Annotated in this window: 23 protein-coding genes; 12 read left to right on the top strand and 11 right to left on the bottom strand. The window is 75.3% G+C overall.

Features of this window, described 5'->3' with window-relative positions:
* Nucleotides 1-89: 89 nt before the first annotated feature.
* Nucleotides 90-2,378 (top strand): helicase-associated domain-containing protein, encoded by a 2,289-nt coding sequence (locus WIS52_RS15455; protein ID WP_349298947.1) that lies wholly within the window; start codon nt 90-92, stop codon nt 2,376-2,378.
* 6 nt (nt 2,379-2,384) lie between these two features.
* Here WIS52_RS15455 and WIS52_RS15450 read toward each other — a convergent pair whose 3' ends face one another.
* The 4 genes from WIS52_RS15450 to WIS52_RS15435 are packed head-to-tail and all read right to left on the bottom strand — an operon-like array spanning nt 2,385 to nt 8,231.
* Nucleotides 2,385-3,005 (bottom strand): GTP-binding protein, encoded by a 621-nt coding sequence (locus tag WIS52_RS15450; RefSeq protein WP_379612169.1) that lies wholly within the window; start codon nt 3,003-3,005, stop codon nt 2,385-2,387.
* On the bottom strand, nt 2,986-3,636 hold the full coding sequence (locus tag WIS52_RS15445) for a DUF742 domain-containing protein (RefSeq protein WP_349298946.1): 651 nt from the start codon (nt 3,634-3,636) through the stop codon (nt 2,986-2,988). Before WIS52_RS15445 ends, WIS52_RS15450 begins: the two co-directional genes overlap by 20 nt.
* A gap of 57 nt (nt 3,637-3,693) precedes the next feature.
* Entirely contained in the window at nt 3,694-4,122 is a 429-nt protein-coding gene (locus tag WIS52_RS15440) for a roadblock/LC7 domain-containing protein (protein WP_010235343.1), read from the bottom strand.
* Entirely contained in the window at nt 4,119-8,231 is a 4,113-nt protein-coding gene (locus tag WIS52_RS15435) for a nitrate- and nitrite sensing domain-containing protein (RefSeq protein ID WP_349298945.1), read from the bottom strand. The genes WIS52_RS15440 and WIS52_RS15435 overlap by 4 nt, the downstream gene beginning before the upstream one ends.
* Before the next feature lie 442 nt (nt 8,232-8,673).
* Between WIS52_RS15435 and WIS52_RS15430 the strand changes: the two genes are divergently transcribed.
* The 3 genes from WIS52_RS15430 (at nt 8,674) to WIS52_RS15420 (ending at nt 11,275) form a co-directional block, all read left to right on the top strand.
* A complete protein-coding gene (locus tag WIS52_RS15430; RefSeq protein ID WP_349298944.1) occupies nt 8,674-10,335 on the top strand; it encodes a DNA repair helicase XPB in 1,662 nt (553 codons plus the stop codon).
* Between the two features lie 116 nt (nt 10,336-10,451).
* On the top strand, nt 10,452-10,640 hold the full coding sequence (locus WIS52_RS15425) for a hypothetical protein (RefSeq protein WP_349298943.1): 189 nt from the start codon (nt 10,452-10,454) through the stop codon (nt 10,638-10,640).
* Between the two features lie 80 nt (nt 10,641-10,720).
* Nucleotides 10,721-11,275 (top strand): PspC domain-containing protein, encoded by a 555-nt coding sequence (locus tag WIS52_RS15420; RefSeq protein ID WP_349298942.1) that lies wholly within the window; start codon nt 10,721-10,723, stop codon nt 11,273-11,275.
* Between the two features lie 83 nt (nt 11,276-11,358).
* On the opposite strand, the gene WIS52_RS15415 is transcribed toward WIS52_RS15420, so the two are convergent.
* Nucleotides 11,359-11,955, bottom strand: coding sequence for a TIGR03086 family metal-binding protein (locus tag WIS52_RS15415; protein WP_349298941.1), 597 nt, complete (start codon nt 11,953-11,955; stop codon nt 11,359-11,361).
* Between the two features lie 61 nt (nt 11,956-12,016).
* Between WIS52_RS15415 and WIS52_RS15410 the strand changes: the two genes are divergently transcribed.
* Nucleotides 12,017-13,306, top strand: a complete 1,290-nt coding sequence (locus WIS52_RS15410; protein WP_349298940.1) for a helix-turn-helix transcriptional regulator — start codon at nt 12,017-12,019, stop codon at nt 13,304-13,306.
* A gap of 466 nt (nt 13,307-13,772) precedes the next feature.
* Here WIS52_RS15410 and WIS52_RS15405 read toward each other — a convergent pair whose 3' ends face one another.
* Nucleotides 13,773-13,979 carry a hypothetical protein gene (locus WIS52_RS15405; protein WP_349298939.1) on the bottom strand — a complete coding sequence of 69 codons (207 nt, stop codon included), beginning with the start codon at nt 13,977-13,979 and terminating at the stop codon, nt 13,773-13,775.
* Nucleotides 13,980-14,012: 33 nt separating this feature from the next.
* On the opposite strand from WIS52_RS15405, the gene WIS52_RS15400 reads away from it, so the two are divergent.
* Nucleotides 14,013-14,528, top strand: coding sequence for an endonuclease domain-containing protein (locus WIS52_RS15400; RefSeq protein WP_349298938.1), 516 nt, complete (start codon nt 14,013-14,015; stop codon nt 14,526-14,528).
* 97 nt (nt 14,529-14,625) lie between these two features.
* Here WIS52_RS15400 and groL read toward each other — a convergent pair whose 3' ends face one another.
* Complete coding sequence (gene groL, locus WIS52_RS15395) at nt 14,626-16,254, bottom strand: chaperonin GroEL (protein ID WP_349298937.1); 1,629 nt, start codon at nt 16,252-16,254, stop codon at nt 14,626-14,628.
* Between the two features lie 215 nt (nt 16,255-16,469).
* Between groL and moeA the strand changes: the two genes are divergently transcribed.
* The 4 genes from moeA to WIS52_RS15375 all read left to right on the top strand — a co-directional run bounded on the left by moeA (nt 16,470) and on the right by WIS52_RS15375 (nt 22,494).
* On the top strand, nt 16,470-17,750 hold the full coding sequence (gene moeA / locus WIS52_RS15390) for a molybdopterin molybdotransferase MoeA (RefSeq protein WP_349298936.1): 1,281 nt from the start codon (nt 16,470-16,472) through the stop codon (nt 17,748-17,750).
* 540 nt (nt 17,751-18,290) lie between these two features.
* Nucleotides 18,291-19,010, top strand: a complete 720-nt coding sequence (locus tag WIS52_RS15385) for a phosphatidylserine decarboxylase (RefSeq protein ID WP_349298935.1) — start codon at nt 18,291-18,293, stop codon at nt 19,008-19,010.
* Nucleotides 19,011-19,014: 4 nt separating this feature from the next.
* Entirely contained in the window at nt 19,015-20,025 is a 1,011-nt protein-coding gene (pssA, locus tag WIS52_RS15380) for a CDP-diacylglycerol--serine O-phosphatidyltransferase (protein WP_349298934.1), read from the top strand.
* Between the two features lie 24 nt (nt 20,026-20,049).
* Nucleotides 20,050-22,494 carry an AAA family ATPase gene (locus WIS52_RS15375; RefSeq protein ID WP_349298933.1) on the top strand — a complete coding sequence of 815 codons (2,445 nt, stop codon included), beginning with the start codon at nt 20,050-20,052 and terminating at the stop codon, nt 22,492-22,494.
* Between the two features lie 113 nt (nt 22,495-22,607).
* Here WIS52_RS15375 and WIS52_RS15370 read toward each other — a convergent pair whose 3' ends face one another.
* Nucleotides 22,608-23,315 carry a LytR C-terminal domain-containing protein gene (locus WIS52_RS15370; protein WP_349298932.1) on the bottom strand — a complete coding sequence of 236 codons (708 nt, stop codon included), beginning with the start codon at nt 23,313-23,315 and terminating at the stop codon, nt 22,608-22,610.
* Between the two features lie 86 nt (nt 23,316-23,401).
* Nucleotides 23,402-23,716, bottom strand: a complete 315-nt coding sequence (locus WIS52_RS15365) for a DUF3263 domain-containing protein (protein ID WP_349298931.1) — start codon at nt 23,714-23,716, stop codon at nt 23,402-23,404.
* Nucleotides 23,717-23,942: 226 nt separating this feature from the next.
* Here WIS52_RS15365 and WIS52_RS15360 point away from each other — a divergent pair, with 226 nt between their 5' ends.
* Nucleotides 23,943-24,524, top strand: a complete 582-nt coding sequence (locus WIS52_RS15360) for a peptide deformylase (RefSeq protein ID WP_349298930.1) — start codon at nt 23,943-23,945, stop codon at nt 24,522-24,524.
* Between the two features lie 140 nt (nt 24,525-24,664).
* Nucleotides 24,665-24,934: a hypothetical protein gene (locus WIS52_RS15355; protein WP_349298929.1), complete on the top strand. Its 270-nt coding sequence runs from the start codon at nt 24,665-24,667 to the stop codon at nt 24,932-24,934.
* 85 nt (nt 24,935-25,019) lie between these two features.
* On the opposite strand, the gene WIS52_RS15350 is transcribed toward WIS52_RS15355, so the two are convergent.
* Nucleotides 25,020-25,661, bottom strand: a complete 642-nt coding sequence (locus tag WIS52_RS15350) for a response regulator transcription factor (RefSeq protein WP_349298928.1) — start codon at nt 25,659-25,661, stop codon at nt 25,020-25,022.
* Nucleotides 25,658-26,890 carry a sensor histidine kinase gene (locus tag WIS52_RS15345; protein WP_349298927.1) on the bottom strand — a complete coding sequence of 411 codons (1,233 nt, stop codon included), beginning with the start codon at nt 26,888-26,890 and terminating at the stop codon, nt 25,658-25,660. Before WIS52_RS15345 ends, WIS52_RS15350 begins: the two co-directional genes overlap by 4 nt.
* Between the last annotated feature and the right edge of the window lie 81 nt (nt 26,891-26,971).

Below are 26,971 nucleotides of genomic sequence, written 5' to 3'. Positions count from 1 at the left end.
CAGTATCGCCGACCCCCCGCCGTCGTGTCCGCCCCGGTGCGGTGTGGACCACGCGCGACCGCGTCGGACCGCCGACTACCCTGGTCGCGGTGCAGACGTCCCTGGTCGAGTGGCTGCGCGGGCAGGACGACGAGTTCCTCGCCGCGCTGCTGCGCGCGCGCCCGGACCTGGCCGTCCCCCCGCCCGCCGACCTCACCGTGCTCGCCACCCGGGCCTCCATCCACGCATCGGTGCAGCGCGCCTGCGAGTCGTTGGGCACCGTCGCCCTGACGGTGCTGGAGGCGCTCGTCCTGGCCGGGGCGACGAGGCAACCGGTGGACGGCACGACCAGCGCGGCCGGCGGTCCCCGGCACTGGCTCGGGCCCGACGTCGACGAGCCGACCTTCCGGACCGGGCTCGCCCCGCTGCGCGACCGGGCGCTGGTCTGGGGCCCGGACGACGCGCTGTCCGCCGTCCCGGGCGCCGTCGAGGCGCTCGGCCCCTGGCCCGGCGGACTCGGCCGGGAGACCCCCACACCGGCGACGGGCGAACTCCCCGACCTGCTCGCCGCCGTCACCGACGAGGAGCGCGGGGTGCTCGAGGTGCTGGCCCAGGGCCCACCGATCGGGCGCTCGCGCGGCGCCGGCGACGGCTCCGGCCCGGTCGGCGCGCTGCTGTCCCGCGGGCTGCTCCACCGCCGGGACCCGGACACCGTCGAGCTGCCCCGTCAGGTCGCGCTGGCGCTGCGCGGAGACCGCCCGATGGGCCGCGTCGACGTCGCCCGGCCCGACGTGCCGGTCCGCGAGCGGGACCAGTCCACCGTGGACGGGACCGGCGCCGGTGCGGCACTGGAGTTCCTGCGCCGCACCGACCTGGTGCTGGAGTTCCTCGGCCGCGAGGGGCCCGGGGTGCTGCGCTCGGGCGGGTTCGGCGTCCGCGACCTGCGCCGGGTGGCGAAGGAGGCCGACGCCGACGAGGCCACCGCCGCGCTGATCCTCGAACTGCTCCACGCCGCCGACCTGATCGGCGAGACCGAGTCGGTCAGCCCGGTCTGGCTGCCGACCACCACGTCCGACGCCTGGGCGGCCGGCCCCGAGGAGATGCGCTGGGCGGCGCTGGCGCAGGCCTGGCTGGAGCTGATGCGGCTGCCCGGGCTGGTCGGCCGCCGCGACGACGCGGACAAGCCGATCACCGCGCTGTCCGACGGCCCGCGCCGCCCACCCGCGGCCGGCGACCGGCGGCGGGTCCTGGACGCGCTCGCCGACCTGCCGCCCGGCACCTCGGTCGGGTCCTCCGACGACCTGGCCCGGGTCCTGGCCTGGCGGGCCCCCCGGCGGGGCGGACGGCTGCGCGACGAGGTCGTCGGCTGGACGGTGTCCGAGGCGACGGTCCTCGGCGTCGTCGCACTGGACGCGATGACCTCCGCCGGGCGGGTCCTGCTGGACCCGGCGCTGCGCGAGGCGCGCCATCCCACCGAACTCGCCGCGGCGCTGCACGCGGCCCTGCCGGCCCCGGTCGAGGAGATCCTGCTGCAGGCCGACCTCACCGCCGTGGCGCCCGGCCGGCTGTCCGCCGACCTGGCGCACGAGCTCGCCGTCCTCGCCGACGTCGAGTCCGCGGGCGGCGCGACCGTCTACCGGTTCACCGAGCGCAGCCTGCGCCGCGCGCTGGACACCGGGCGCACCGCCGACGACGTCCGGGCCACGCTCGCCGCCCGCTCCCGCACCCCGGTCCCGCAGACCCTGGAGTACCTGGTCGACGACGTCGCCCGCCGGCACGGCCGGCTGCGCGGCGGGGCGGTGGCCTGCTTCCTGCGCTCCGACGACGAGGTGCTGCTCTCCGAGGTACTGGCCCACCCGGGGACCGGGGAGCTGGGGCTGCGCCGGATCGCGCCGACCGTCGTGGTGAGCGCGCAGCCGCTGGCCGAGGTGCTCGACGGGCTGCGGACGGCCGGGTTCAGCCCGGCGGCCGAGGACGCCGGCGGCGCCGTACTGGACCTGGGTGCCCGTGGCGGGCGGGCCGAGCCCCGCAGGCGTCCCGCCCGGAGCGGGACGCCGATGCGCGACCTCTCACCGGCGCGCCGGGCCGACGAGCTCGTGGACCGGATGCGGGCCGGGGACGCGCTGGCCGGGGTCCGGAACAGCGTCGCCGACCGGCGCCGGCCCGTCGGGTCCACCGGCAACCTCGCGTCGCTGCAGGAGGCGGTCCGCGAGCAGCGGACGGTGTGGATCGGCTATGTCGACGCGCACGGCGTGGCCGGCGACCGGGTGCTCGCCCCCACCTCGGTCGGCGGCGGGGTCGTCGAGGGCCGGGACGCGCTCGACGGTGAGCTGCGCCGGATCCAGCTGCACCGGATCACCTCGATCGCCCCCGTCTCCGGGAACGGCACCGGGAAGTAGCGGGACCTATCGCGGTGCGCCAGCCGCCATCCGCTGGTGCATGGCGTGTTGCACCAGCGCGATCAGCGTCTCCTTGGTGGACACCCGCTGCCGCGCGTCGCAGACGACCATCGGCACTCCCGTGTCGATCGACATGGCCTCCCGGATGTCCTCCAGGCCGTGCTGGAGGTCGCCGTCGAAGGCGTTGACCCCGACCACGTAGGGCAGGTTGCGGTCCTCGAAGAAGTCGATCGCGGCGAACGAGTCGGCCAGCCGGCGGGTGTCGACCAGCACGACGGCGCCGATGGCGCCGCGGACCAGGTCGTCCCACATGAACCAGAAGCGTTGCTGGCCGGGCGTGCCGAACAGGTACAGCACCAGGTCGGAGTCCAGGGAGACCCGGCCGAAGTCCATCGCGACGGTCGTCGAGCGCTTGTTCGGCGTCGCGGACAGGTCGTCGTGCGACGCGCTCGCCTCGGTCATCACCGCCTCGGTGGTCAGCGGCATGATCTCCGAGACCGACCCGACGAACGTGGTCTTCCCGACGCCGAACCCGCCGGCCACCACGATCTTGGCCGACATCGTCGCGGCACGCGCCTGGCCGGCCGGGGCCTGGTGCGGCTGTGGCCTAGAGCCGACGGAGTCCACTCAACACCCTTTCCATCAGCGCGAGGTCCGGCAGGTCGCCGGGTGTGCTCGCGGTCTGGTGAACGGTCACCGTGCCACCCGAGGCCATGTCCCCGAGCAGCACCCGGGCCACGCCCAGGGGGAGCGAGAGCAGCGCCGCGACCTCCGCCACCGACCGGGTCTGGTCGTGCAGCAGGTCGGCGACGGCGCGGTGCTCCATCGGCAGCCGTTCCAGCTGGCTGCGGGCCCGGCTGCTGATCGAGACCAGGGTCTCGATCGCCAGCTCGTAGCCCGACTTGGTCCGGCCGCGCGTCCACGCGTACGGGCGGACGAACGACGCCCCGCCCGTGGCCGGAGGGGGCGGCGCCGCTGCCGCGGGAGGCGGCTGCGGCACGTCGGGACGCGCCGTCGCCTCCATCTCGGACGCGGTGGGCGGCAGCCCGTAGGCCGCCGATCCGGTGATCGGTCCGGTCATCTCCGCCGGCGTCGGCGGGGGTGTCCGGCGATCGTCCGCGCCACGCGTGTCGTCGTCCGAGGACCGGCCGAACCCCCACCGCCGCTTCCGGGGTTTGCGCTGGGAGTCCAGGCTGAACCCGTTCATGACGTCGGCGAACGTGGGGTCGGGTCCCTGTTCACCCGGCTCCTGGTTCATCGGATCTCACCTACCCTGGCCGATCCTGCGATGGGGGACATGACGGTAACGAACCTCTCAGGGCCCGAACGAGCCCTGCAGCTCGGCACGGAGCTCGGGGGTGAGCAGCTGACCGACCCGGTCGACCAGCAGCGTCATCTCGTAGCCGACCAGCCCGATGTCGCAGCTCGGCGAGGCGAGCACGGCGAGGCAGGAACCGTCGCTGATCGACATCAGCAGCACGATCCCGCGGTCCATCTCCACCACGGTCTGGACCACGCCGCCGGCGTCGAAGCAGCGGGCCGCGCCCTGGGTCAGGCTGACCAGGCCGGACGCGACGGCGGCCAGCTGGTCGGCGCGGTCCCGGGGGAGGCGGTCCGATGCGGTCAGCAGCAACCCGTCGGCCGACACCACGATCGCGTGCGCGACGCCCGGGACGCGCTCGGCGAAGTTGGTGACCAGCCAGCCGAAACGGCTCTGGCTGGGCTGTGCCTGCGGTGCCCTCACTGGTGCTCCTCGGGGTCGGACGGGTTCGATCGGTCACCGGACGGCTCGGGGGTGCCGTCCGCACTGCGGTTGCCGTGCGCCAGGCCGGAGGCGCTCTCCCGGCCCTGCCGCACGCCCTGCTGGTAGCTGGCCAGACGACCGCGGACGCTCTCGGCGTTCCGCGCCTCGGGTGGCGGGGAGCTCAGCACGGTGGATCCTGCCGCACTGCCCGGGAGCAGCCGCGCGCGCGGGCGCCGCTTGGGCAGTCCGGCCGAGGTCGTCTCGTCCGGGTGGACGGTCTCGACGCCGTCGTCGGTCACCTCGCGGGCCTGCCGCCACGCCTCGTCGGCGGGGGAGGTGAAGCCCGGCTCACCGGTGTCGTCGGAGGCCGGGGCCTCGTCCGACGGGGGCGCCTCGGGTGCCGGCGCCGCGCCGCCGCCCTCGGGGGAGCCGTCCTGCCAGCGGACCGGGACGGAACGGTTCGAGCGGAACCAGGCCGACGCGATGTCGTCGAAGATCGGCGTGGTCTGGCCCATCTCGAAGCTGTTCTGCACCCGGGCCGACTCGACCGCACCGGGGCGGCGGAGCTGCCCGCGGTCACCCTCGACGGGGACCTTGGGCGCGAACAGCTCCTCCTGGGGACCGGCGGGCGCCGGTCCGGCTCCTACCGCGTCGCGCACCGGCGTGCGGCGCTTCGGCAGCGGCGGCGGGGCCCCGTTCGTCTCCCCGGCCGGCGAGCCGGCCGGGGCCGGGCTCTGCGGTCCGGGACCCTGGCGCGCGGGACCGTGCGGTCCGGGCGCGGGCCCGGGACCACGCCGGCCGGGCGCGAGGGACGCTCGGCCGCCCGGCATCACCGGGCGCGGCGAGGGGCTGGGCCGGGCGCCGTTGCGGCCCCCGGGAGGGCCGCCCATCGGCTCGCGGCCGGACGGCCGGACGAGCGGCAGGGCCGCCGTCCGCGGGTCGGCACCGGGGTCGTACCCGGCACCGTCGTCCTCGCCCTCACCGGTGTCGGTGTCGGTCGCGCTGTCCGGGTGGCCCGGAGCGTCGGCGGCGCCGGGCCGGTCCGTGCCGTCCGTGGCCCGGGCGGCGGCCCGATCCGGGTCGGTCCCCGCGCCGGCGGACGGGCCGTTCTCCGGAGTCCCGGAACCCGTCGTCTCGCCCGGGTCCGCGCCGGTCGGGGCCTCCACACCGGTCGTGGCGACCGGAGCGGCGGCGTCCCCGGCCTCCGCGGTGGCGGCGTCCGTCGCGTCGGGGGCCGGCCCGTCGGCGGAGTCCTCCGGCGCGGTGCCGGTGCCGACGGCCGTCGTGGAGCCGGAGAGGGCCTCGGCCTCCGTCCGGTCCGCGCCGGACCCGAAGGCGTCTGCCGTGGCCGAGCCGGTCGCGGAGTCCTCGGGGGTCTGCACCGCCGGTGCGGTGCCGGCGTCCGCCGGCGGACCGTCACCGATCGCCGCGTCCATGACCAGGGTGTCGTCCATGTCCCGGTCCGCCGGGCGCGCCGCGGCCGCGGCGCCGGCGATCCCGGTGGCGCCGAGCAGGCCCGCACCGGCGGCGCCGATCGCCCGTCCGGACGTCTCGGTACCGGAGGACGCGTCGTCGTCGGCGGCGGAACCGGTCGGGGGCTCCTCGTCGGAGCCCGCCGGCCCGCCGTCGTCACCGGGGCCACGCCCGGACGGGATGCCGTTCCCGTTCCGGGGCGGGAGGCTGTCGCCGGCCGGGGCGGTGTCGCCGTCCCCGGTGGCCGGCTGCTCGCCGGACGGGGTGAACACGTCGGCCGGGCTGCGCTCCTCGTGGGTGTCGCCGTCGGGGCCCTGCGCCGGCGCGAACGCCTGCAGCGAGCCCGGGGCGGACCCGTTCGGCGAGCTCTGCTGCCCCTCACCCGATCCCGGGTTCCGGCGCAGCGACGAGCCCGGGGTGCGGGTCGGCAGGGCCGCGGACGCACCGTTGCGGCTGCCGGTGTGGGTGGCACGGCCGGTCTCGAAGGTCGGGGTCACCGGTCCGTCGGACCCGGCGACCAGCGACGGGAGCGAGCGGCCGGAGCCGTTCACCGCGGTCCGGGCGGGGGCCCCGGCATCGGACGCCGGGCCCGGGGCCGCGGCGGACGGGGCCGGGACCGGAGCGGGCGGCTCGGGCAGCGCGGCCGGGGCCGGGAACTGGTCGGGGCCCGGGCCGCCGGGACGCGGCTCCTGGTGCTGCTGCGCCGAGGGCACCAGCGACGGCGGGACGGTCACCGAGGCACTCAGCCCACCGGAACCGCCGCCGACGGCGCCGGAGGCCAGGCGGACCCCGACCCGGTGCCGCGAGGCCAGCCGGCCGACCACGAACAGCCCCATCCGGCGCGACGCCGAGACATCGACCTCGGACGGGCCGGACAGCCGCTGGTTGGCGTCCACCAGTTCGGAGTCCATCATCCCGACGCCGCGGTCGGAGATCTCGATCAGCAGCGACTCGTCGGCCGTGCGGGTCGTGCTCATGACGACCTGCGAGTCCGGCGGGGAGAAGTTCGTCGCGTTGTCGAGCAGCTCGGCGAGCAGGTGCACGAGGTCGTTCGCGGCCCGGCCGGCGACCGTGGCGTTCGGTGGCGTCTGGACGACCACCCGCTGGTACTGCTCGACCTCGGAGACCGCGGCGCGCAGGACGTCGACCACCTGGACCGGGGCCACGTTCCGCTTGGCGAGGTCGGTGCCCGCGAGGACCAGCAGGTTCTCGCTGTTGCGTCGCATACGGGTCGCGAGGTGGTCGAGCTGGAACAGGCTGGACAGCTGGTCCGGGTCCTGCTCGTTGCTCTCCAGCTGCTCGATCAGCTGCAGCTGCCGCTCGACGAGCGCCTGCGACCGCCGGGAGAGGTTGACGAACATGGCGTTGACGTTCTGCTGCAGCGCGGCCTGGTCGGCTGCGAGCCGGACCGCCTGCCCGTGCACCGCGTCGAAGGCCCGCGCCACCTGGCCGATCTCGTCGCGGCTGTCCAGCGGGACCGGCTCGACGAGCGCGTTCGGCGTCTGACCGGAGCGCATGCTCTGCACCGCCTCCGGGAGCCGGTGCTCGGCGACGTCGAGCGCCGAGCTGCGCAGCAGGCGCAGCGAACGGACCATCTGCGATCCGAGCAGCCAGATGATCGCGGCCGTCAGCAGCAGGGTCAGCATCAGCAGTACGGAGTTGAGCCCCGCCGTGTTGCCCGCCTGCTCGGCCGCCGCGGAGCGGCTGGCGACCAGCGACTGCTCCGCCTCGCCGATCGCCTGCGTGGTGGTCTCCACCGAGCGGTCGACGGCCCCGTTCCAGGCGGCCGGGTCGACCAGGACCGGTCCGCCCTCGGGCGAGCCGACGACGTTGTCGCGCAGTGTGTTCCGCTGGTCGAGCGTCGGCCCGGCGATGACCGTCTCGAACCCGACCGGGTCCGCGGCCGCGGAGGCCTGGAAGTCGCCGGCCGCGGTCTGGAAGGCGGCCTCGGCGCCGGTCACCTGGGTGCGCTGGGCCCCGTCGAGCTGGCCGGCCGCGATCGCCCCGTTGATGACGGTGCGCTCCAGCTCCAGGGCCTCGCGGGCGTTCAGCCCGGCCGCCAGCGCGGTCGTCGTGCTGGCGGTGTCGGCGGTCTGCAGCCGGCCGACGACGGCCCGGTCGAGCGCGAGCGTGCGCTGGACCACCGAGGTGTAGCGGTCGGTGATGTCGACGACCGGGGTGGGTCCCCCGGCGACCTGCGAGCGGATCACCGGCAGCTGGCCCAGGGTCGTCTCGGCCTGGCGGCGGGCGGTCGCCAGCGCGGGCGCCTGCTCCTCGGCGACGTCGAGCTGGGCGGTGGTGGCCTGGATCGCCTGGTCCGTGGCCGCCTGCGTCTCGTCGATGCGCGCGCGGTCACCGAGCCGGTTGTCCGCGACGAACACCACGGCGGCGTTCCGCTCGGCCTGCAGCGCCCCGGTGAGGGCCTCGACCTGGCGGTGCACGTCGACGAGGCTGTTACCGCGCCCCAGCTCCTCCGCCACGCTGGCCTGGTCGACGACCCGGAGAGCACCGATGGACAGTGCCAGCACCGTCGGGACCAGGCCGACGACCGCCAGCTTGGCGACCAGGCTCCAGTTCCGTGGGTCGAGGCGCTCCGACATGGTTCTCGGGCGTTCCGTGCTGGTCACGGTGGTCACGGCGAGGTCTCCCTGTCGGTCTCCGGTCCGGGGGCGGGCAGCGCGTGCGGGGTCGTCGGCGCTGTCGGCGCGGTCAGCACGGCGGTCGGCACGGTGGCTCCCGGGCGTGCCTGCCGAGTGGCGGTGCTCGGGTCGAGGGGGAGCATCAGGTGGTCCGGTGCGCCTTTCGGGGTCACGACGCGACCGTCCCGACCACCGTCCGCTGCGACACGGGGCGGCGGGTGCCACGTCCCGGGGGTGCCGAGCGGATATGATCGGTCCGGGTCTCGTCTGTGCGTGACGGACGGCTCCGGAGTCTAGCCCCCGGAACGGCCGGATCCCGAGTGGCGTAACGGCCGTCATCACCCGATCACGTGACGTCACCCACCGCGACCGCTCGTCTCGGCTGGTCGCCCGGCGAACCCGCGCCTACCCGGCTCACTACGTCGAAGGGATTCGTTCCGTGACCGACGGTCCCCTGATCGTGCAGTCCGACAAGACCCTGCTGCTGGAGGTCGGCCACCGCGACGCGGAACAGGCCCGCGCGGCCATCGCGCCGTTCGCCGAGCTCGAGCGCGCACCCGAGCACGTCCACACCTACCGGGTGACCCCGCTGGCGCTCTGGAACGCGCGCGCCGCGGGGCACGACGCCGAACAGGTCGTCGACGCGCTGGTCCGCTGGGCCCGCTACCCGGTCCCGCAGCCGCTGCTGGTCGACGTCGTCGACACGATGGGCCGCTACGGGCGGCTGCAGCTGTCGAACCACCCCGCGCACGGCCTGGTGCTCACCGCGCTGGACCGCGCGGTGCTGGAGGAGATCCTCCGGCAGAAGAAGATCTCACCGATGCTCGGCACCCGGATCGACGACGACACCGTGATCGTCCATCCGTCGGAACGGGGCCGGCTCAAGCAGGCCCTGCTGAAGGTCGGCTGGCCGGCCGAGGACCTGGCCGGCTACGTCGACGGCGAGGCGCACCAGATCGACCTGCGCCAGGACGGCTGGACGCTGCGCGACTACCAGCAGCAGGCCGTCGACGGGTTCTGGGAGGGCGGCTCCGGCGTCGTCGTGCTGCCGTGCGGCGCCGGGAAGACCCTGGTCGGTGCGGCCGCGATGGCGAAGGCCGGGGCCACCACGCTGATCCTGGTCACCAACACCGTGTCGGCGCACCAGTGGAAGCGGGAGCTGATCGCGCGGACCTCGCTGACCGAGGAGGAGATCGGCGAGTACTCCGGCGAGCGCAAGGAGATCCGCCCGGTCACGATCGCGACCTACCAGGTCGTCACCCGCCGGACCAAGGGCGAGTACAAGCACCTGGAGCTGTTCGACTCCCGGGACTGGGGCCTGGTCGTCTACGACGAGGTGCACCTGCTGCCCGCCCCGGTGTTCCGGATGACCGCGGACCTGCAGTCCCGGCGCCGGCTCGGCCTGACCGCCACCCTCGTGCGCGAGGACGGCCGCGAGGGCGACGTGTTCTCGCTGATCGGGCCGAAGCGCTACGACGCCCCGTGGCGTGACATCGAGGCCCAGGGCTGGATCGCCCCGGCCGAGTGCGTCGAGGTCCGGGTCACCCTGACCGAGGCCGAGCGGATGTCGTACGCCACCGCCGACTCCGAGGAGCGCTACCGGACGGCGTCCACGGCGAACACCAAGCTGAACGTCGTGCAGGCCATCCTGGACCGGCACAAGGGCGAGCAGACGCTGGTCATCGGCGCCTACCTGGAACAGCTCGAGGCGCTCGGCGAGAAGCTCGACGTGCCGATCGTGCAGGGCTCGACCCGCAACAAGGAGCGGGAGCGGCTGTTCGAGGCGTTCCGCACAGGCGAGATCGACCGGCTGGTCGTCTCGAAGGTCGCGAACTTCTCCGTCGACCTTCCGGAGGCGACGATCGCGGTGCAGGTCAGCGGCACCTTCGGGTCCCGCCAGGAGGAGGCGCAGCGGCTCGGGCGGCTGCTGCGGCCGAAGGCGGACGGGCGGCAGGCGCACTTCTACTCGGTCGTCTCCCGGGACACCGTCGACACCGACTACGCCGCGCACCGCCAGCGCTTCCTCGCCGAGCAGGGCTACGCCTACCGGATCGTCGACGCCGACGACCTGCTCGGGCCGGCCCTGCCCGACGCCGGCTGACTCCGGAGGGTGCCGCCGCACGGGTGATCACCCGATCCGGGCGTGACCGTCCGGTGGTCTTCCCTTGCGGGGCACACTGGTGCCGGAGGACACCGCGCGAGGGGCAGGAGGACCGCATGTCGACGGCCCTGTGGATCCTCGTCGCGGTGGCGGTGTGGATCATCCTGGGGATCGTCGTCGCCCTCGTGATCGGCCGGGTGGTGCGGATACGGGACCGCCAGGTGCCCGATCCGCCCGCCGGCCCGGAGCGCCGGCCCCCGGTCCCGCCCGAGCAGCGCTCCGGGCGCGAGCGTCCCCCACCCTGACCCGGAGTTCCGGCCGGTTCCGGGTCGGTCTCCGGGGCGATCCCGAGTCCGCGGTCGTCCCCGGGGCACAGGGTGGAGGCATGGACACCACGCCTCGCACCGATACCGCGCAGCCCGGCACCACTCCGGCCGGCCCCGTTCCGACCGGCCTCGCGTCGGCCGACACCGCATCGGTCGGTACTGCTCCGACCGGCGCTGCTCCGACCGGCGCTGCTCCGGCCGGCTCCGCGTCGGCCGACACCGTGACGGTCGGCCCGACCCCGGCCGCCGCACAGAGTGACCCGGCGCAGGCCGGGCCCGCCGTGACCGCCGGCCTCGGCGGCGCCGGAACCGTCCACGGCACGGCGGATCCCGCCGGGGCGCCGACCGGGCACGTCCCCGCGCCGCAGCTGCCGCCCGCGACCGGGGAGCGGACGACCCCTCCCGGGCCGGGGCTCGGTGAGCGTGTCGCCGCCTACCGGCTGCGCCGCAGCAGCACCGACCGGATGCTCGGCGGGGTCTGCGGCGGGCTGGCCGCCGACCTCGGGGTCGACCCGGCCCTGATGCGGATCCTCGCGCTCGTCCTGACCCTGGTCACCGGCGGCGCGGCCGCGCTGGTCTACCTCGCCGTGTGGTTCGTCGCCCCGGCCGCCTGAGCTCGCGTGCGGCCCGTCCCGCGTGCGGGCCCTCTCGCCGGCGGTCGCCGCGGGACGGCCCGCTCGGGGAGGCCGGCGCGGCGTCAGCGACCGTGCCCGGACCAGTTCGCGAGCCGCTCCGTGGGGCCCGCGTCCGGCGCGGACGGCACCACGGGGCCGAACGGCATCGCACCGCCGCGGGGGGTCGCCGGGATGGTCGCCCGGGCGACGGTCAGCACCCGGTCCGCGAGCTCCGGGTCGGTCTCCGGGTCCTGTCCGGTCGCGACCGCGAGGTCCCAGCCGTGCACCAGCGTCTCGTTGAGGAAGCCCCCGAGCGCCGCCCGCCCGGGGACCTCCCCCCACGGGACGCGCGCCGTGCGGTCCAGGGCGGCGGCGCCGCCGGCGCCGGACCATGCCTCCCGCGCCGCCGCGCACTCCGCGGCGTAGGCGGTCACCGGATCGCCCAGCACGTCCTCGCTCACCAGCGGGTACGCCATCGCGTCGGTTCCCCGTGCGACGGCCAGCGGCCGCCGCACGGTCGTCACCAGGTGGGCGAGCAGGGTGCGGACGTCGAAGCCGTCGCACGGGGTCGGGTCGGCCATCCGGTCCGGCCCGACGGCGGCGGCGAGCCCGTTCACCCACTCCAGCGCGGCGAACCAGTCGGGACGGGGATCGGTCGTCGGAGTCGTCGATGTCGTCATGCAACCAGTCTGCGGCCGAATCACGACGTCTCCTGTCAGGTTTCTCGGGCAGTCTGGACCCGTGCGCGCGGACCGGCTGCTCTCCCTGGTGCTCCTGCTGCGCCGGCACGGCCGGATGACGGCCGGCGCGATCGCGGCCGAGCTGGAGGTCTCCGAGCGGACGGTGCTGCGCGACGTCGAGGCACTGTCGTCGGCCGGCATCCCCGTCTACGCCGAACGCGGGCGGCACGGCGGGTTCGCCCTGTTGCCGGGCTTCTCGACCGACCTCACCGGGCTGACTCCCGGTGAGGCGGTGGCCCTGCTGACCTCGGGATCCGCGGCGACGCCCGGCGCACTCGGACTCGGCGCCGAGTTCTCGTCGGCTATCCGGAAAGTGGTCGGGGCCCTCCCGGACCGGGCCCGGGCCGAGGCCACCGGGGCCGCCGAACGGGTCCTGGTCCGACGCGGGGGATGGTGGCGCGACCCGGACGACGCCGAACCGACGGCGGTGCTGGACGCGGTCCAGCGGGCCGTGTTCGGCGGCACGCGGCTGCGGATGCGCTACCGAACGGGCGGGACGGACGACGCCACGCCGAGCGACCGCGTCGTCGATCCGATCGGGCTCGTCCAGGCCTCCGGGCGCTGGTACCTGCTCGCGCTGCGCGACGGCGAGGACCGCACCTACCGGGTCTCCCGGATCGACGACGCCGAGGCGCTGCCCGATCCCGCCCGGCGGCCCGAGGGCGTCGACCTGGAGGAGCTGTGGCTGCGCCGGCGCGCCGACTTCCGGGCCCGGCGACCGGGGATCCGGGTCCGGCTGCGCCTGCCCGCCGAGCTCCGCGGACGGCTGAGCGCGATCACCCTCGAGGACCGGGCGGGGGGCCGGGTGCCCGGAGACGAGGGCCGGAGTGGCGAGTATCAGGTCGGCAAGGGCTCGAGGGGCGACGCCTCGGGGGGTGACGGCTCGGGCGGCAAGGGCTCGGAGGGCGACGGCTCGGGGGGCGATGGGCCGGGGGGCGAGAGTCTGCGCGTCGAGGGTCGGGGCGGCGAGAGCCCGGGAGGCGAGGGCCCCGAGGTCGGAAGCCGGGCCGGCGAGGGCTCCGGCGGGAGCGGCTCCGGTGCCGCGAGCTCCGGCTCCGGCTCCGGCGAGGATCGCGACGACCTGCCGGGTGAGCGCGCCACGATCGAGGTGACCGCGGCGTTCGGGGATCTGCACCACGCGGAGTCGGCGCTGTGGCCGCTGCTGCCCGAGGTCGAGGTGCTCGGCCCGGCCGAGCTGCATGCCGCGCTGGTCGCCCGGGCCGAGTCGACGCGTGCCGCCCTCGACCTCGGCCCGACCCACCCGCCCGAACCTTCCGCCCCACCCGCCTGACGCGCCCGCCCGACCCACCCGCCCGGCGCACCCCCTGACGCGCCCGCCCGAACCACCCGCCTGACCCGTCCGCCCGAACCACCCGCGTGACCCGTCCGCCCGCCCCGCTCGCCTATTCGCCCGGCGAGCCATCTGCCCGGACGACAACCGCCGAGATACGCGTGAGCGGGCCGTGGAGATCGACAATTCCCGCTGAGACGTATCTCGGCGGTGCCGGCGCGAGGGGAGCGCCTTCACGATCGCGATGAGTCGTCCAGCAGGTGCACACGGTGAGCCGGGCGCGCGGTCAGGATCGGCCGATGACGGTTCCGGGATGGCCCGAGGTGTTCCGCGGGACCGCGGCGGTGGCGGCGGGCCTTGTCACGCCGGATCAGCTGCGCGGCCCGGGCTACGACCGGCTGCTGCCCGACACCTACGCCCCCGCCGACGACGAGCCCCCCGACTTCCTGCGCCGGTCACTCGCCGCCTACCACTGGGCCGGTCCCTGCGCGGTGCTCTGCGGGTACTCCGCCGCCGAGGTCCACAGCGCCTCGTGCGCCCCGCCCGGAGCCCCGGCCGAGGTGATCCCGGCCGGCGCCGGTACCGGCCTGCGCTCCCGGCCCCGGGTCGTCGTCGTACGCCGCGACCGGGTCCATCCCGGCGAGATCACCGAGGTCGACGGGGTCCGGGTCACCAGCCGGCTGCGTACCGCCTTCGATCTCGCCAGGTGGCTGTCACCGACCGAGGGGGCGTCGCCGTGGACGCCCTGGCCCGCGGCGAGTTCCACCCGGACCTGCTGCTGCACTTCGCGGTGCGCTACCCCGGTCTGCGCGGCGTGCGCAAGGCCGTCGAGGCCCTGGAGTGGGCGGACGCCCGCGCGGGCTCCCCGCCGGAGACCCGGCTGCGCCTGATCCTGGTCCGCGGCGGCCTGCCCCGGCCCGTCCCGCAGTGCCCGGTCCTCGACGACGGGCGTCGCCGCGCGGTCTGGCTGGATCTGGCCTACCCGGACCACCGCCTCGGCGTCGAGTACGACGGTGGGGGCCACTTCGCCACTCCCGAGGCGGCCCGCGCCGACGCGCAGCGGCACACCCGGCTCGTCGCCGCGGGATGGCGGGTCCTGCGCTACACCTCCGAGGAGATGCGGCACTCGCCGATCCGGATCGTGGACGAGGTCCGGAACGCGCTCGGCCACACCCGCCGAGATACGCCTCAGCGGGCCGTAGAGATCGACAACTCCCGCTGAGGCGTATCTCGACGGGGATCGGGGCCCGGGAACGCCGCAGGGGCGGCACCGGCGAACCGGTACCGCCCCTGCGCCAGACGTGCTGGGTGGGAAGGACTCAGAAGTCCATGCCGCCCATGCCGCCGGTCGGGTCGGCGGGGGCGCCGCCACCCTTCTCCGGCTTGTCGGCGATGACCGCCTCGGTGGTGAGGAACAGGGCCGCGATCGAGGCCGCGTTCTGCAGCGCCGAGCGGGTCACCTTCGCCGGGTCGATGATGCCCGCGGCGATCAGGTCCTTGTACTCGTTGGTGGAGGCGTCGAGGCCCTCACCGGTCGGCAGGTTGCGGACCTTCTCCGCCACGACGCCGCCCTCGAGGCCGGCGTTGACCGCGATCTGCTTGAGCGGGGCCTCCAGCGCGACCTTGACGATGTTCGCGCCGGTGGCCTCGTCACCGTCCAGGCCGAGGCCCTCGAACAGGCCGGCACCGGCCTGGATCAGGGCGACGCCGCCGCCGGCGACGATGCCCTCCTCGACGGCCGCCTTCGCGTTGCGGACGGCGTCCTCGATGCGGTGCTTGCGCTCCTTGAGCTCGACCTCGGTGGCCGCGCCGGCCTTGATGACGGCGACGCCGCCGGCCAGCTTGGCGAGGCGCTCCTGGAGCTTCTCGCGGTCGTAGTCGGAGTCGGTGCGCTCGATCTCGGCGCGGATCTGGTTGACCCGGCCGGCGATCTGGTCGGCGTCACCGGCGCCGTCGACGATGGTGGTCTCGTCCTTGGTCACGACGACCTTGCGGGCGGTGCCCAGCAGGGACAGGTCGGCGGTGTCGAGCTTGAGGCCGACCTTCTCCGAGATGACCTCGCCACCGGTCAGGATGGCCATGTCGGCCAGCATCGCCTCGCGGCGGTCACCGAAGCCCGGGGCCTTGATGGCGACGGACTTGAAGGTGCCACGGATCTTGTTGACGACCAGGGTGGCCAGGGCCTCGCCCTCGACGTCCTCCGAGATGATCGCCAGCGGCTTGCCCGACTGCATGATCTTCTCCAGCAGCGGGAGAAGGTCCTTGACGGTCGAGATCTTGGAGGAGACGAGCAGGACGTACGGGTCCTCGAGCTCGACCTCCATGCGCTCGGCGTCGGTCACGAAGTAGGGCGAGATGTAGCCCTTGTCGAAGCGCATGCCCTCGGTGAGCTCGAGCTCGAGCCCGAAGGTCTGCGACTCCTCGACCGTGATGACGCCTTCCTTGCCGACCTTGTCCATCGCCTCGGCGATGAGCTCACCGATCTGCTTGTCGGCGGCGGAGATCGACGCGGTGGCCGCGATCTGCTCCTTGGTCTCGACCTCCTTGGCGCTCTTCAGCAGCGCCTGGGAGACGGCCTCGGTGGCCTTCTCGATGCCGCGCTTGAGCGACATCGGGTTCGCGCCGGCGGCCACGTTGCGCAGGCCCTCGCGGACCAGCGCCTGGGCCAGCACGGTGGCGGTGGTGGTGCCGTCACCGGCGATGTCGTCGGTCTTCTTGGCGACCTCCTTCACCAGCTCGGCGCCGATCTTCTCCCAGGAGTCCTCGAGCTCGATCTCCTTGGCGATCGACACACCATCGTTGGTGATGGTGGGCGCGCCCCACTTCTTCTCCAGGACGACGTTGCGGCCGCGCGGGCCGAGCGTCACCTTGACGGCGTCGGCGAGGGTGTTCATGCCCCGCTCGAGGCCGCGGCGGGCCTCCTCGTCGAACGCGATCTGCTTCGCCATGGGGGTGTAGCCCTCCGATAGACAGAGTCGAGTGTCGGATGCGGTGCCCGCGACGGACGCCCGGCAACCCTGCGCCGGACTCACCGACCCGACCTGGCACTCCACGGACACGAGTGCCAGTGGATGCTGAGCCCGTTTCTAGCACTCGTCGATATCGAGTGCAAGCGAGGCTCACGGGTGTGCGACCAGTGTGCGCGCCACGGCAGGATGGCGCCATGAGTGCCGCAGCCACCTGGTCGGAGTCGGGTCCCCGCACGGTCGACGAGCATCGCGCCGCGGTGGCGGCGCTGCTCGCGTCGAGCGGTGTCGAGACGGTGCCGCTGGCCGCCGCTGCCGGCCGTGTGCTGGCGGCCGACCTGACGGCGGCGATCGCGCTGCCGCCGTTCGACAACTCCGCGATGGACGGCTACGCGGTCCGCGCCGTGGAGCTCACCGGTGCGTCCGAGGGGTCGCCGGTCGAGCTGGCGGTGTCCGCCGACATCCCGGCCGGGCGCACCGACGTCGGGCCGCTGGAGCCCGGGACCGTCGCGCGGATCATGACCGGTGCCCCGGTCCCGGACGGGGCGGACGCGATCGTGCCCGTCGAGCGGACCGAGAGCAGCGACGGCGGAGCGGGCTTCGGCGCAGGCGGTGGCACCGGGCGGGTGCGGATCACGGTCGCGCCGGAGAAGGGCGCGTTCGTGCGGCGGGCCGGCGAGGACGCCGCCGGGGGCGCGGTCCTGCTCGAGGCGGGCACGGTGCTGGGTGCCTCACAGATCGGGCTGGCCGCCGCCGTCGGGCGCCCGGACCTGGTGGTGCGCCGGCGTCCGCACGTCCTGGTGCTGTCCACCGGCTCCGAGCTCGTCGCGCCGGGCGAGCCGCTCGCCCCCGGCCAGATCTACGAGTCCAACGGGACGATGCTCGCGGTCGCGGTCCGGGAGGCCGGCGCGACCGCGGAGCAGCTGTCGTTCGTACCGGACGACGTCGAGATGTTCCGCGCGGCCCTCGCCGTGCGGGTCCGGGACGGGGTCGATCTGGTCCTGACCTCCGGCGGGGTCAGCGCCGGCGCCTACGAGGTCGTCAAGGACGCCATGACCGGGCACGGCGTCGAGTTCGGCAAGGTCGCGATGCAGCCCGGCGGTCCGCAGGGCTGCGGGCGCCTCGAGCTGGGCGGGACGACCGTCGCGACCGTCACCCTTCCCGGCAACCCGGTCAGCTCGCTGGTGTCGTTCGAGGTCTTCGTCCGCCCCGCGCTGCGGGCGGCGGCCGGGTACCCGGACCCGGACCGTCCGGTCGTCACCGCCCGGCTGGCCGGTGACCTGTCGTCGCCGGCGGGGAAGCGGCAGTTCCGGCGCGGGGTGCTGGACGCGACGAACGGGACGGTCGCCGAGGTCGGGTCCGCCGGCTCGCACCTGATCGCCGCGCTGGCCCGTGCCGACTGCCTGGTCGATCTTCCCGCCGAGACCGTCTCGGCGGCCGCCGGCGAGCCCGTCGCGGTGTGGTTGCTGGGCACCTGAGCGGCCGGATTCGTGCGGTCGGCGGTCCCTGTGCAAGGAGTCCGATTTCGCTGTGCGACAGATTCACCACTCGCTCGGCGGTCCGGCTGGGCCGAAAGTGTGAGCCGGATCATAGGCATCCGGGGCAACGATCTCACGCCGTGCGACGTCTCAGGTGGTGTGCATTCGGCCGAACGAGGTAGATCAGGGTCTACACCCACCGTGATCTGGACGGCCGGTCGTCGGCGAGGAATACTTCTGCTCGTGAAGGGGTAGTCCCTTCACAGCACAGGACCCACCGCCCGTCGCTGGGGAGCGGACGAGCGGTTCCACGGCCGGGGTCGTCATCTCGGGGGATGACGGCCCCGGCCCTTTAATGTCTCCGCCGAGGGCGAATCCCTCCGCCCTCCGTCGTCGAGCCGATCATCGTGCCATCCCGTGCCGCCTCGCCACCGCAGGAGCTCGTCCGGCGTGTCCCGGGCCGTCCCGCCGCTGGTCGGCGCCCGGCATCCGCGTAGCGTGACGGCTCCGCCACCGGAGCACAGGAGCCGACGACCCGCCATGCCCGAAGGAACCGGGACCTCGCCGACCCACATCGCCCGCCTGGTCCGCGACGCGATCCCGCCGATGCACCCGGGCGGCCGGCCGATCGTGGCCGCCGTCGCGCTCGCCGCGGCCGGACTGCGCGCGGTGACCGGCCGCGGCGCGTGGGCGGGGCTGCTCGCCACCGGCGCCACCGCGCTGTTCTTCCGCGACCCGGTACGGACGCCGACCCGGCGCTCCGGCGCGGTGCTCGCCCCCGCCGACGGGACGGTCGCGACCGTCACCGAGGTCGTGCCGCCCGACGAGCTGGACCTCCCGCGCGTGCCGCACCCGCGGGTCTCGATCTTCCTGACCGTGCTGGACGTGCACGTGCAGTGGGTCCCGGTCGACGGCCGGGTGATCGACGTCCGGTACCTGCCCGGGACGTTCCTGTCCGCCGACCTGGACAAGGCCAGCGAGGACAACGAGCGGAACGCGATCACGTTCGAGCACGCGTCCGGCGGCCCGGACGCCTGGCGGGTCGGTGTCGTGCAGATCGCCGGGCTGCTGGCCCGCCGGATCGTCTGCCCGCTCACGACCGGCGACGAGGTCGCGGGCGGCGAGCGGTTCGGCCTGATCCGCTTCGGGTCCCGGGTCGACACCTACCTGCCTCCCGGGACGACCCCGCTGGTCCGGCCCGGCCAGCGCACCGTGGGCGCCGAGACCGTCCTGGGCGTGCGCGACGGGGTGGAGGGCTGAGGTCATGGGCGTCGGCAGCCCGGCCAACGGGTACCCCGCGGGCGTGCGGTTGCTGCCCAACGCGGTCACCGTCCTCAACCTCTGCGCGGGCCTGTCGGCCGTCTACTTCGCTCTGCAGGGCCGCTTCGACCTGGCCATCGGCGCGGTGCTCGCCGCCGCGCTCTGCGACGCGCTGGACGGCGGCCTGGCCCGGCTGCTGGACGCCTCCAGCCGGATCGGCGCCGAGCTCGACTCGCTGGCCGACCTGGTCTCGTTCGGCGTGGCCCCCGCGCTCGTGCTCTACATCTGGGCCTTCGAGGGCACCCGGGCCGGCTGGATCGTCTCGCTGATCTTCGCGGTCTGCATGGCACTGCGACTCGCCCGGTTCAACACCCTGATCGACGACGAGTCCGCCCCGCCCTACGCCCGCGAGTTCTTCGTCGGCGTCCCGGCACCCGCGGCCGCGATGACCGCCGGCGTCCCGCTCTACCTCTGGCTGCACTTCGGCGACGGCTGGTGGTCGGCCGGACCGGTCGTCGCGGTGTGGGCGCTGGTCACCGCCGGGCTGATGGTGAGCCGGCTGCCCACGCTCTCGCTGAAGGCGGTCAAGGTCCCCCCGCGCGCCGCCGCGTGGCTGCTCGTCGGCGCCTGCGTGATCTTCGCGGTGATGTTCACCGTGCCGTTCCTCGGCATCACGATCGCCGCGCTCGGCTACCTGCTCCTGCTGCCCTGGACCGTCTACCGGCACCACTGGCTCTCGAAGCACCCCGAAGCCTGGGACGTCCCGGTGCGCCAGCGGCGCGCCGTCGCCCGGGCCGCCCGCTCCGCCCGCCGGCTGGGCCTGCGCGCCCCGCTGCGCCGCCGGGTCGCCGGCCGGGCGGGAGCGGTGGCCCGCGGGGTGCGTCGCCGGCTCGACCCGGAGGGCGCCGCCCGCCGGGAGGACGCCGCGTCCGGCAACGGCCGCGCCGCGCACGGCCCGGGCGTCGCCCCGGCCCCCCGGGGGTCCGGGCGCCGGCTCGGCCTGCGCCGCCGATGATCGCCTGTCGGATAGGTTGAGGGCGTGGGAGAGCCCTCGCTGACCCTGGTCGCACGCCTGGCCCCGTCGGCAGCCGACGCCCGGCGTGGGGTGATCCGGCTGCATCCCGAGGTGCTGGCCGGGCTCGGCCTGCGCTCGTGGGACGCGGTGACGCTCACCGGGGCGCGGGTGACGGCGGCCCTGGCCGTCGCCGGGGACCCGGTCGGACCGCACGGCCAGGCGAGCCTGGACGACGTGACGCTGTCCAACGCGGGGCTGACCGACGGGGCGACCGTCGTCGTCGCCCCGGCCGAGGTGGTCCCGGCGGCGTCGGTGCGCCTGGTCGGTTCGCGACTCGCGACGACCTCGGTCGGCCCGGAGACCCTCCGGCTGGCGCTGATGGGCAAGATCCTCGTCCGTGGCGACGCGGTCTCGCTGCTCCCGCAGGACATCGCCCCACCCCCGGGGGCGGACGTGCACTCGGTGCGCCGCGCGCTGGCCGCCGCGGTCGGCGGGACCTGGACCTCGGAGCTGCTGACCGTCGCGGTCGCCGACCCCGGGCCCGGACCGGTCGTCGTGGCGCCCTCGACGGTCGTCGGCTGGGAGGGTGGGCCGGACACCGGCACCGTGCTCACCTCTGCGCCGCGCGCGTCGCCGGCCGCGGCCGCGGGCCCGGCCGGAGGGGTCGGGCCGTACACGCCGGCGAACGCCGGGAACGCGGCCCCACGCCAGGGCGCCGCCGGCCGGACCGGTGATCCGGTGGCGGGGCACGTGCCCGCCGGTCGTGCCGGCGCCGGGCCCGGTGGCCCGGCGGCCGAGGGGTACGCCGCCGGCCGGCACACCGACCACGACCCGGAGGGCGCCGCGGCCACCCCGGGGAGCGAGCCCCCGCCGCTCGCGCTCGACGAGCTCGCGGCGAACGAGCCGGTCGCCCGCCGCCTGCTGGACTGGCTGGAGCTGATGTTCGAGCGGCCGGAGCTGCTGACCCGGCTCGGCGGCGACGCCCGGCTCGGCGTGCTCGTCTCCGGACCCGAGGGCGCGGGCAAGGCCACGCTGGTGCGCAGCGCCGCCGCGGCCGCCGGGGCCCGCTGCGTCGAACTGGTCGGGCCGGCCGTCGCCGCACTCGAGCCCGCGGCGGCCGCCGAGCAGGTCCGGAGCGCGATCGCCGATGCCAGGCCGACGCCGGACGGCGGTCCCGCCGTGCTGCTGCTGCACGACGCGCACGCCCTGCTCCCGGCGTCGAACCCGCCCCCGCTGGCCACCCTGGTGCTCGACGAGCTGCGCACCGCCACCGCGCCGGGCGGGCCCGCGCTCGTCGCCACCAGTGCCGAGCCCGAGGCGCTCGACCCCCGGCTGCGAGCGCCCGACCTCGTCGACCGTGAGCTCACCGTCGCCCTGCCGGACGCCGCGACGCGCCGGGCGCTGCTGGAACGCCTGCTGTCCGGGGTCCCGCGGGCCGCCGACGTCGATCTCGGGGTGATCGCCGGACGCACCCCCGGCTTCGTCGTCGCCGACCTCGCGGCCGTCCGCCGGGAGGCCGCGATCGCCGCAGCCCTGCGGGACGGTGCCGGCGACCCGGACGAGGCCGACCGCGCTCCGGTGGAGATCCGGCAGCAGGACCTGCTCGACGCCGTCGGCTCGGTCCGCCCCATCTCGCTGTCCGGCGGCGGGACGCTGAGCGCCGGCGGCCTGACCCTCGACGACGTCGGTGACATGGCCGAGGTCAAGCGGTCGCTGACCGAGGCCGTGCTGTGGCCGCTGCGGCACCCGGACTCGTTCGCCCGGCTCGGCGTCGACGCCCCGCGCGGGGTCCTGATCTACGGCCCGCCCGGTGGCGGCAAGACGTTCCTGCTCCGTGCGCTGGCCGGGTCCGGTGACCTCAACGTGTTCGCGGTCAAGGGCGCCGAGCTGCTGGACAAGTACGTCGGCGAGTCCGAGCGGGCCGTCCGCGAGCTGTTCCGGAAGGCCGCCGAGGCCGCCCCCGCGCTGATCTTCCTGGACGAGGTGGACGCGCTCGCCCCGCGGCGGGGCGGCTCCACCGACGCCGGTGTCGCCGACCGGGTGGTCGCCGCGCTGCTCACCGAGATGGACGGGGCGAGCCCGCTGCGCGAGGTCGTGGTGGTGGGGGCGACGAACCGGCCCGAGCTGATCGACCCGGCGCTGCTGCGTCCGGGCCGGCTGGAACGGCTGGTGTTCGTGCCGCCGCCGGACGCCGAGGCCCGTGCCGACATCCTGCGTGCCGCCGGCCGGAACGTCCCGCTGGCCGACGACGTGGACCTCGACGAGCTGGCCGCCGACCTGGAGGGCTACTCGGCCGCCGACTGCGCCGCCCTGCTCCGCGAGGCCGCGCTCACCGCGATGCGGGAGTCGCTCGAGGCCGGCGAGGTGACGGCCGCGCACGTGGCGGCGGCCCGGGAGACCGTGCGCCCGTCGCTGGACCCGGTGCAGGTCGCGGACCTCGCGGCCTACGCGCAGCGCCGGGGCGCTTGATGTCGCAGCGCCGGGGCGCTTGATGTCGCAGCGCCGGGGCGCCTGACATGCGATGACCCCGGACGCTCCGGTGCGTCCGGGGTCGTTCGCGCGCTGGGGAGCGGGGTCGGTGGTCAGGCCGCCGAGAAGTCCCGGGTGACGATCACGATCAGGCCGGGTGTGGCGTCCTGGATGCCGTCGAACCGGGGTTCGGCCCGCATGCCGAACCGCTGCGCGATCTCGTCGGCCGCGGCCTTCTCGTCGGCGCCGCGGTAGTAGACGGTGCTCGTCGGGATGACGCCCTGCGAGTAGTTCTGTACCTGTGCGACATCCCAGCCGTTCGACCGGAACTCGGAGGCTGCCTGCTCGGCGAGACCACGGATCGTCGAGTTGTTGTAGATCCGGACGGCCGGGCGGACGGCCGGCGCCGACTCCCGCACCGCGCCGGGGGCGGCGGGACCGGGTGCGGCCGCAGGCGGCTGGACACCGTCGCCGGCACCGTCGAACCCGGGCGAGCCCGGGGTCCCCGGGGCGCCGGGGGTGAAGGGGGAGGTGCCGTCCTCGCCCGCGGTGCCGTCCGCACCGGACGTGCCGTCGCCGGAACCGGCGCCGCCGGCACCGTTCTCGTCCGGCGTGGCCCCGTCCTCGCCGGGAGCGGGCTGCTCGCCCTGCCCCGGCTCGGGCCCGGCGCTCGCGGTCGGGGCCGGCGCGGCCTGGTTGCCCCCGTCACCGTCGCCGCCGAGTCCGAACAGGCCCACCACCCCGGCGACGACACCGACCCCGATCAGGGCGATGCCGGCGATCTTGAGCGGCGACTGCCCGCCGGACGCGGGTGCGGTCATCGTGACCTCCGGTGGATACGGCTCACGGCGTGATGGTCGAGCAAGGTGATCGTCAGGACTGCGTGGCGCTCAGGGCCGGGGCCGGATCAGGGCTCGAGGCCCAGCCGCCGGGCGGCACGGGTGCGCTGCCTGCTGGAGCGCAGCCGGCGCAGGCGCTTGACCAGCAGCGGGTCGGCCGCCAACGCCTCGGGCTTGTCGACCAGCGCGTTCAGCACCTGGTAGTAGCGGGTGGCGGACATGTCGAACAGTTCGCGGATCGCCTGTTCCTTCGCCCCCGCGTACTTCCACCACTGGGCCTCGAACGCGAGGATCTCGCGCTCCCGGCGGTCGAGCTCGCGGGAGGGGGCGGCGGAGCGACCCTGCGCTCCGCGGCGTTCCGACAGGGACCCAGCGGACTCCATCACGCTCCTCGAGCGGCCGACGACCGGACGGTTCCGGCCTGTCCTCCAGCCCGGAACCGCACCGAATGACACGCCTGTCATTCGCGGGGTCAGTGAACCACACGGGACCAACGGTCCCGGGGCGCGACGCGCCCCGTCGGCGGGGCGAACCGCCCGGTCGGGCCGGGTTCACCCGTCCGGTACGGGGGTGCGCCGGGAGCGGGTGGGCCGACCGTACCCTGCGACCGTGACGGTTCTGCGCATCCGCATGGTCGGCGATCCCGTGCTGCACCGGCCGACCCGCGAGGTCGAGCAGGTCGACGACGAGATCCGGACGCTGGTCGACGACATGTTCGCGACGATGGCCGCGGCCGAGGGCGTCGGCCTCGCCGCGAACCAGGTGGGCGTCGACCTGCGGCTGTTCGTCTTCGACTGCCCCGACGAGGAGACCCGCACGATGCGGCGCGGGCACGTGCTCAACCCGGTGCTGGAGACCGGTCCGCTGCCGGAGTCCATGCCGGACCCGGACGAGGACATGGAGGGCTGCCTGTCCGTGCCGGGCGAGAGCTTCGCGACCGGCCGGGCCGAGTGGGCCCGGGTGACCGGGACCGATGTCGACGGCGAGCCCGTCGACATCGAGGGGAAGGGCTTCTTCGCGCGCTGTCTGCAGCACGAGGTCGACCATCTCGACGGCACGATCTACCTGGACCGGCTGATGGGCCGCAACCAGCGGGCGGCGAAGAAGACCCTCAAGCGCAACGGCTGGGGCGGACCGGACGACTCGTGGGACCCGGCCACCACCGAGGCCGAGGACGTACCCCGAAACTGATCGACCCCGAGCCGACCCCGAGGCCGACCCCGAGGACCCACGGCCGATCTCCCCGTAGGCCCGTGGGTGGAGGCCGGCCGGGTGCGAACGGTACCTCCGGCCGATGCCGGAGGAGGCCCCTGACCTGCACCGTAGTGGGCATGGAGCTGCTGCTGACCTCGCTGCTGGTGATCCCCGGTGTCGCGCTGCTCGGCCTGATGGCCGCGCACCCGCTGTTCGAGCTGTGGGACGCGGTCGCGTCCGAGCGCACTGCGAAGGCCGCTGCCCGCGACGCGGCCGGCGCCGCCGAGTGCACGCCCGTCCGGCCCGCCCCGGTCACGGTCGCCACCCCGGCCGACGACGTCACGGATCTGCGGAACCGGATCCCGGCCCAGCGGCGGCCCCGGGCCGTCGTCCCGGCGCGGGCCTGACCGCCGGCATCGCCACGGCCTCCGGGGTCGCCGCCACGGACCGCCGTGCGTGCTCCCGCCGCCGTCCGAACCGGCCGGGCACCGCTCACTCGACCAGCCGGTTCTCCCACGCCCACGCGGCGATCTCGACCCGGTTCCGGGCGTCCAGCTTGGACCCGATGTTGGTCAGGTGGGTCTTGACCGTGGACAGCGACAGGAACAGGTCGCCGGCGATCTCGTGGTTGGTCCGCCCACGAGCGACCGCCCGGGCGACGTCGAGCTCGCGCGGGGAGAGCCTCCCGCGCACGTCCGGGCGTGCCGGTGCCGGTTCGGTCAGCCGCTCCAGCAGCCGCACCGTCACCGACGGCGACACCAGCGAGTCGCCCGCGGCGGCGGCCCGCACCGCCTCGACCAGCAGTCGCGGTCCGGCGTCCTTGAGCAGGAACCCGCACGAGCCCGAGCGCAGCGCCCCGTAGACGTACTCGTCGAGGTCGAACGTGGTCACCACGACGATCCGGGGCGGCGCGGGATCGGCGCGGAGCCGCTTCGTGGCCTCGAGCCCGTCGATGCCGGGCATCCGGATGTCCATCAGCACGACGTCCGGGCGGAGCTCCCTCGCCAGGCGTACCGCGTCGTCGCCGGTCCCGGCCTCGCCGACGACCTCGATGCCCTCCTCCGCGGAGAGGATCAGCCGGAAGCCGGTGCGGACCATCTCCTGGTCGTCGGCCAGCAGCACGGTGATGGTCATCGGACCACCGCCGCGACCGGCAGCTCGGCCAGCACCAGCCAGCTGCCCGGGCCGTCCGGGCCGACCCGCAGCGTCCCGCCGAGCGCGCCGACCCGCTCGGCCATCCCGGCCAGGCCGAAGCCGCCGCGGTCGCGGGCCAGCGGGCGCCGGTCACCGGACCCGCCCTCGTTCCGGACGGCGACCTCCAGCGCCCCGTCCCGCAGGCGCAGTCCGACGTGGACGGTCGTCGCGTCGGAGGCGTGCCGGTGCACGTTGGTCAGCGACTCCTGCACGACGCGGTAGGCGGTCTCGCCCACACCCGGTGGCAGTGCCGCGTCGGTGAGGTCCGGGTCGCGGTCGAGCACCGTCCGGTCCCCGGCCGGGTCGAACCGCGCGACGAGCTCGTCCACATCGGATGGTCCGTGCCCGACGGCGCGCTCGCCGGCGTGGTCCGCGTCGTCCCCGCCGCGCAGCACGCCGACCATCCGGCGCATCCCGGCCAGCGCCTCGGCGCCGGCCCGCTCGATCGACTCGAGCGCCGGTCCCGCCTCCTCGGGCCGGGTCCGCGCCACGGTGACGGCCGCCTGCGCGGCGACGACGATGCCGGTGACGTGGTGGGCGACGACGTCGTGCAGCTCGCGGGCCAGCTCCATCCGCTCGTCGGACCGGGCCCGTTCCAGCCGTGCGGCGCGCCGGAGCCGGATCTCCCGGAGCACGGCGGCGACGCCGACGGTGCCGGCCCAGCCGACCCCGGCGAGCACGACGAACTCCGGTGGGATGCCCCTGAACCCGAACCGCAGGATCGGTACCGCGACGATCACCACGAAGGACACCGCTCCGGCCGCCACCGCGGCCGTCCCGGACCCGTGCCGGATCGCCGCCACCGTGACGACGGCCAGCGCGAACAGCTCGGTCAGCGACGGTGCCGGCACCGCGACGGAGAGGTAGGGGACCGAGAGCGTGGCGAACAGCCCGGAGAAGGCCGAGAGCACCGAGAGCACCGCGGACACGACGAACGCGACGAACGCCACCGGGACGGGCGGGTAGCGGTAGCGGGTCAGCACGACGGCCGCGACCACCGCGCCCGACAGCGGGCTCGCGAACTCCCAGTTCCCCGCCCCGGACAGCGACGCTCCGAGCAGCACGTCGAAGGTCAGCCACGCCAGGTAGCCGAACACCTCGACGGTGAACAGCAGCGGCCGGGCCGGGGTGCCCGGCGCGCGGGGAAGGACGACGGTCGGGCCGGTCATGGCGGCCACCCTAGGTCGGAGAACCGGTGATCGACCTCGGCCGGAAGTACGAGCCACCCGGTCGGGAGGACCGTCCCGTGG

The organism is Pseudonocardia nematodicida, assembly GCF_040105385.1.
Taxonomy (GTDB): domain Bacteria; phylum Actinomycetota; class Actinomycetes; order Mycobacteriales; family Pseudonocardiaceae; genus Pseudonocardia; species Pseudonocardia nematodicida.
The sequence above is the reverse complement of the archived record's forward strand: the minus strand, read 5'-3'. Positions and strand labels throughout refer to the sequence as shown.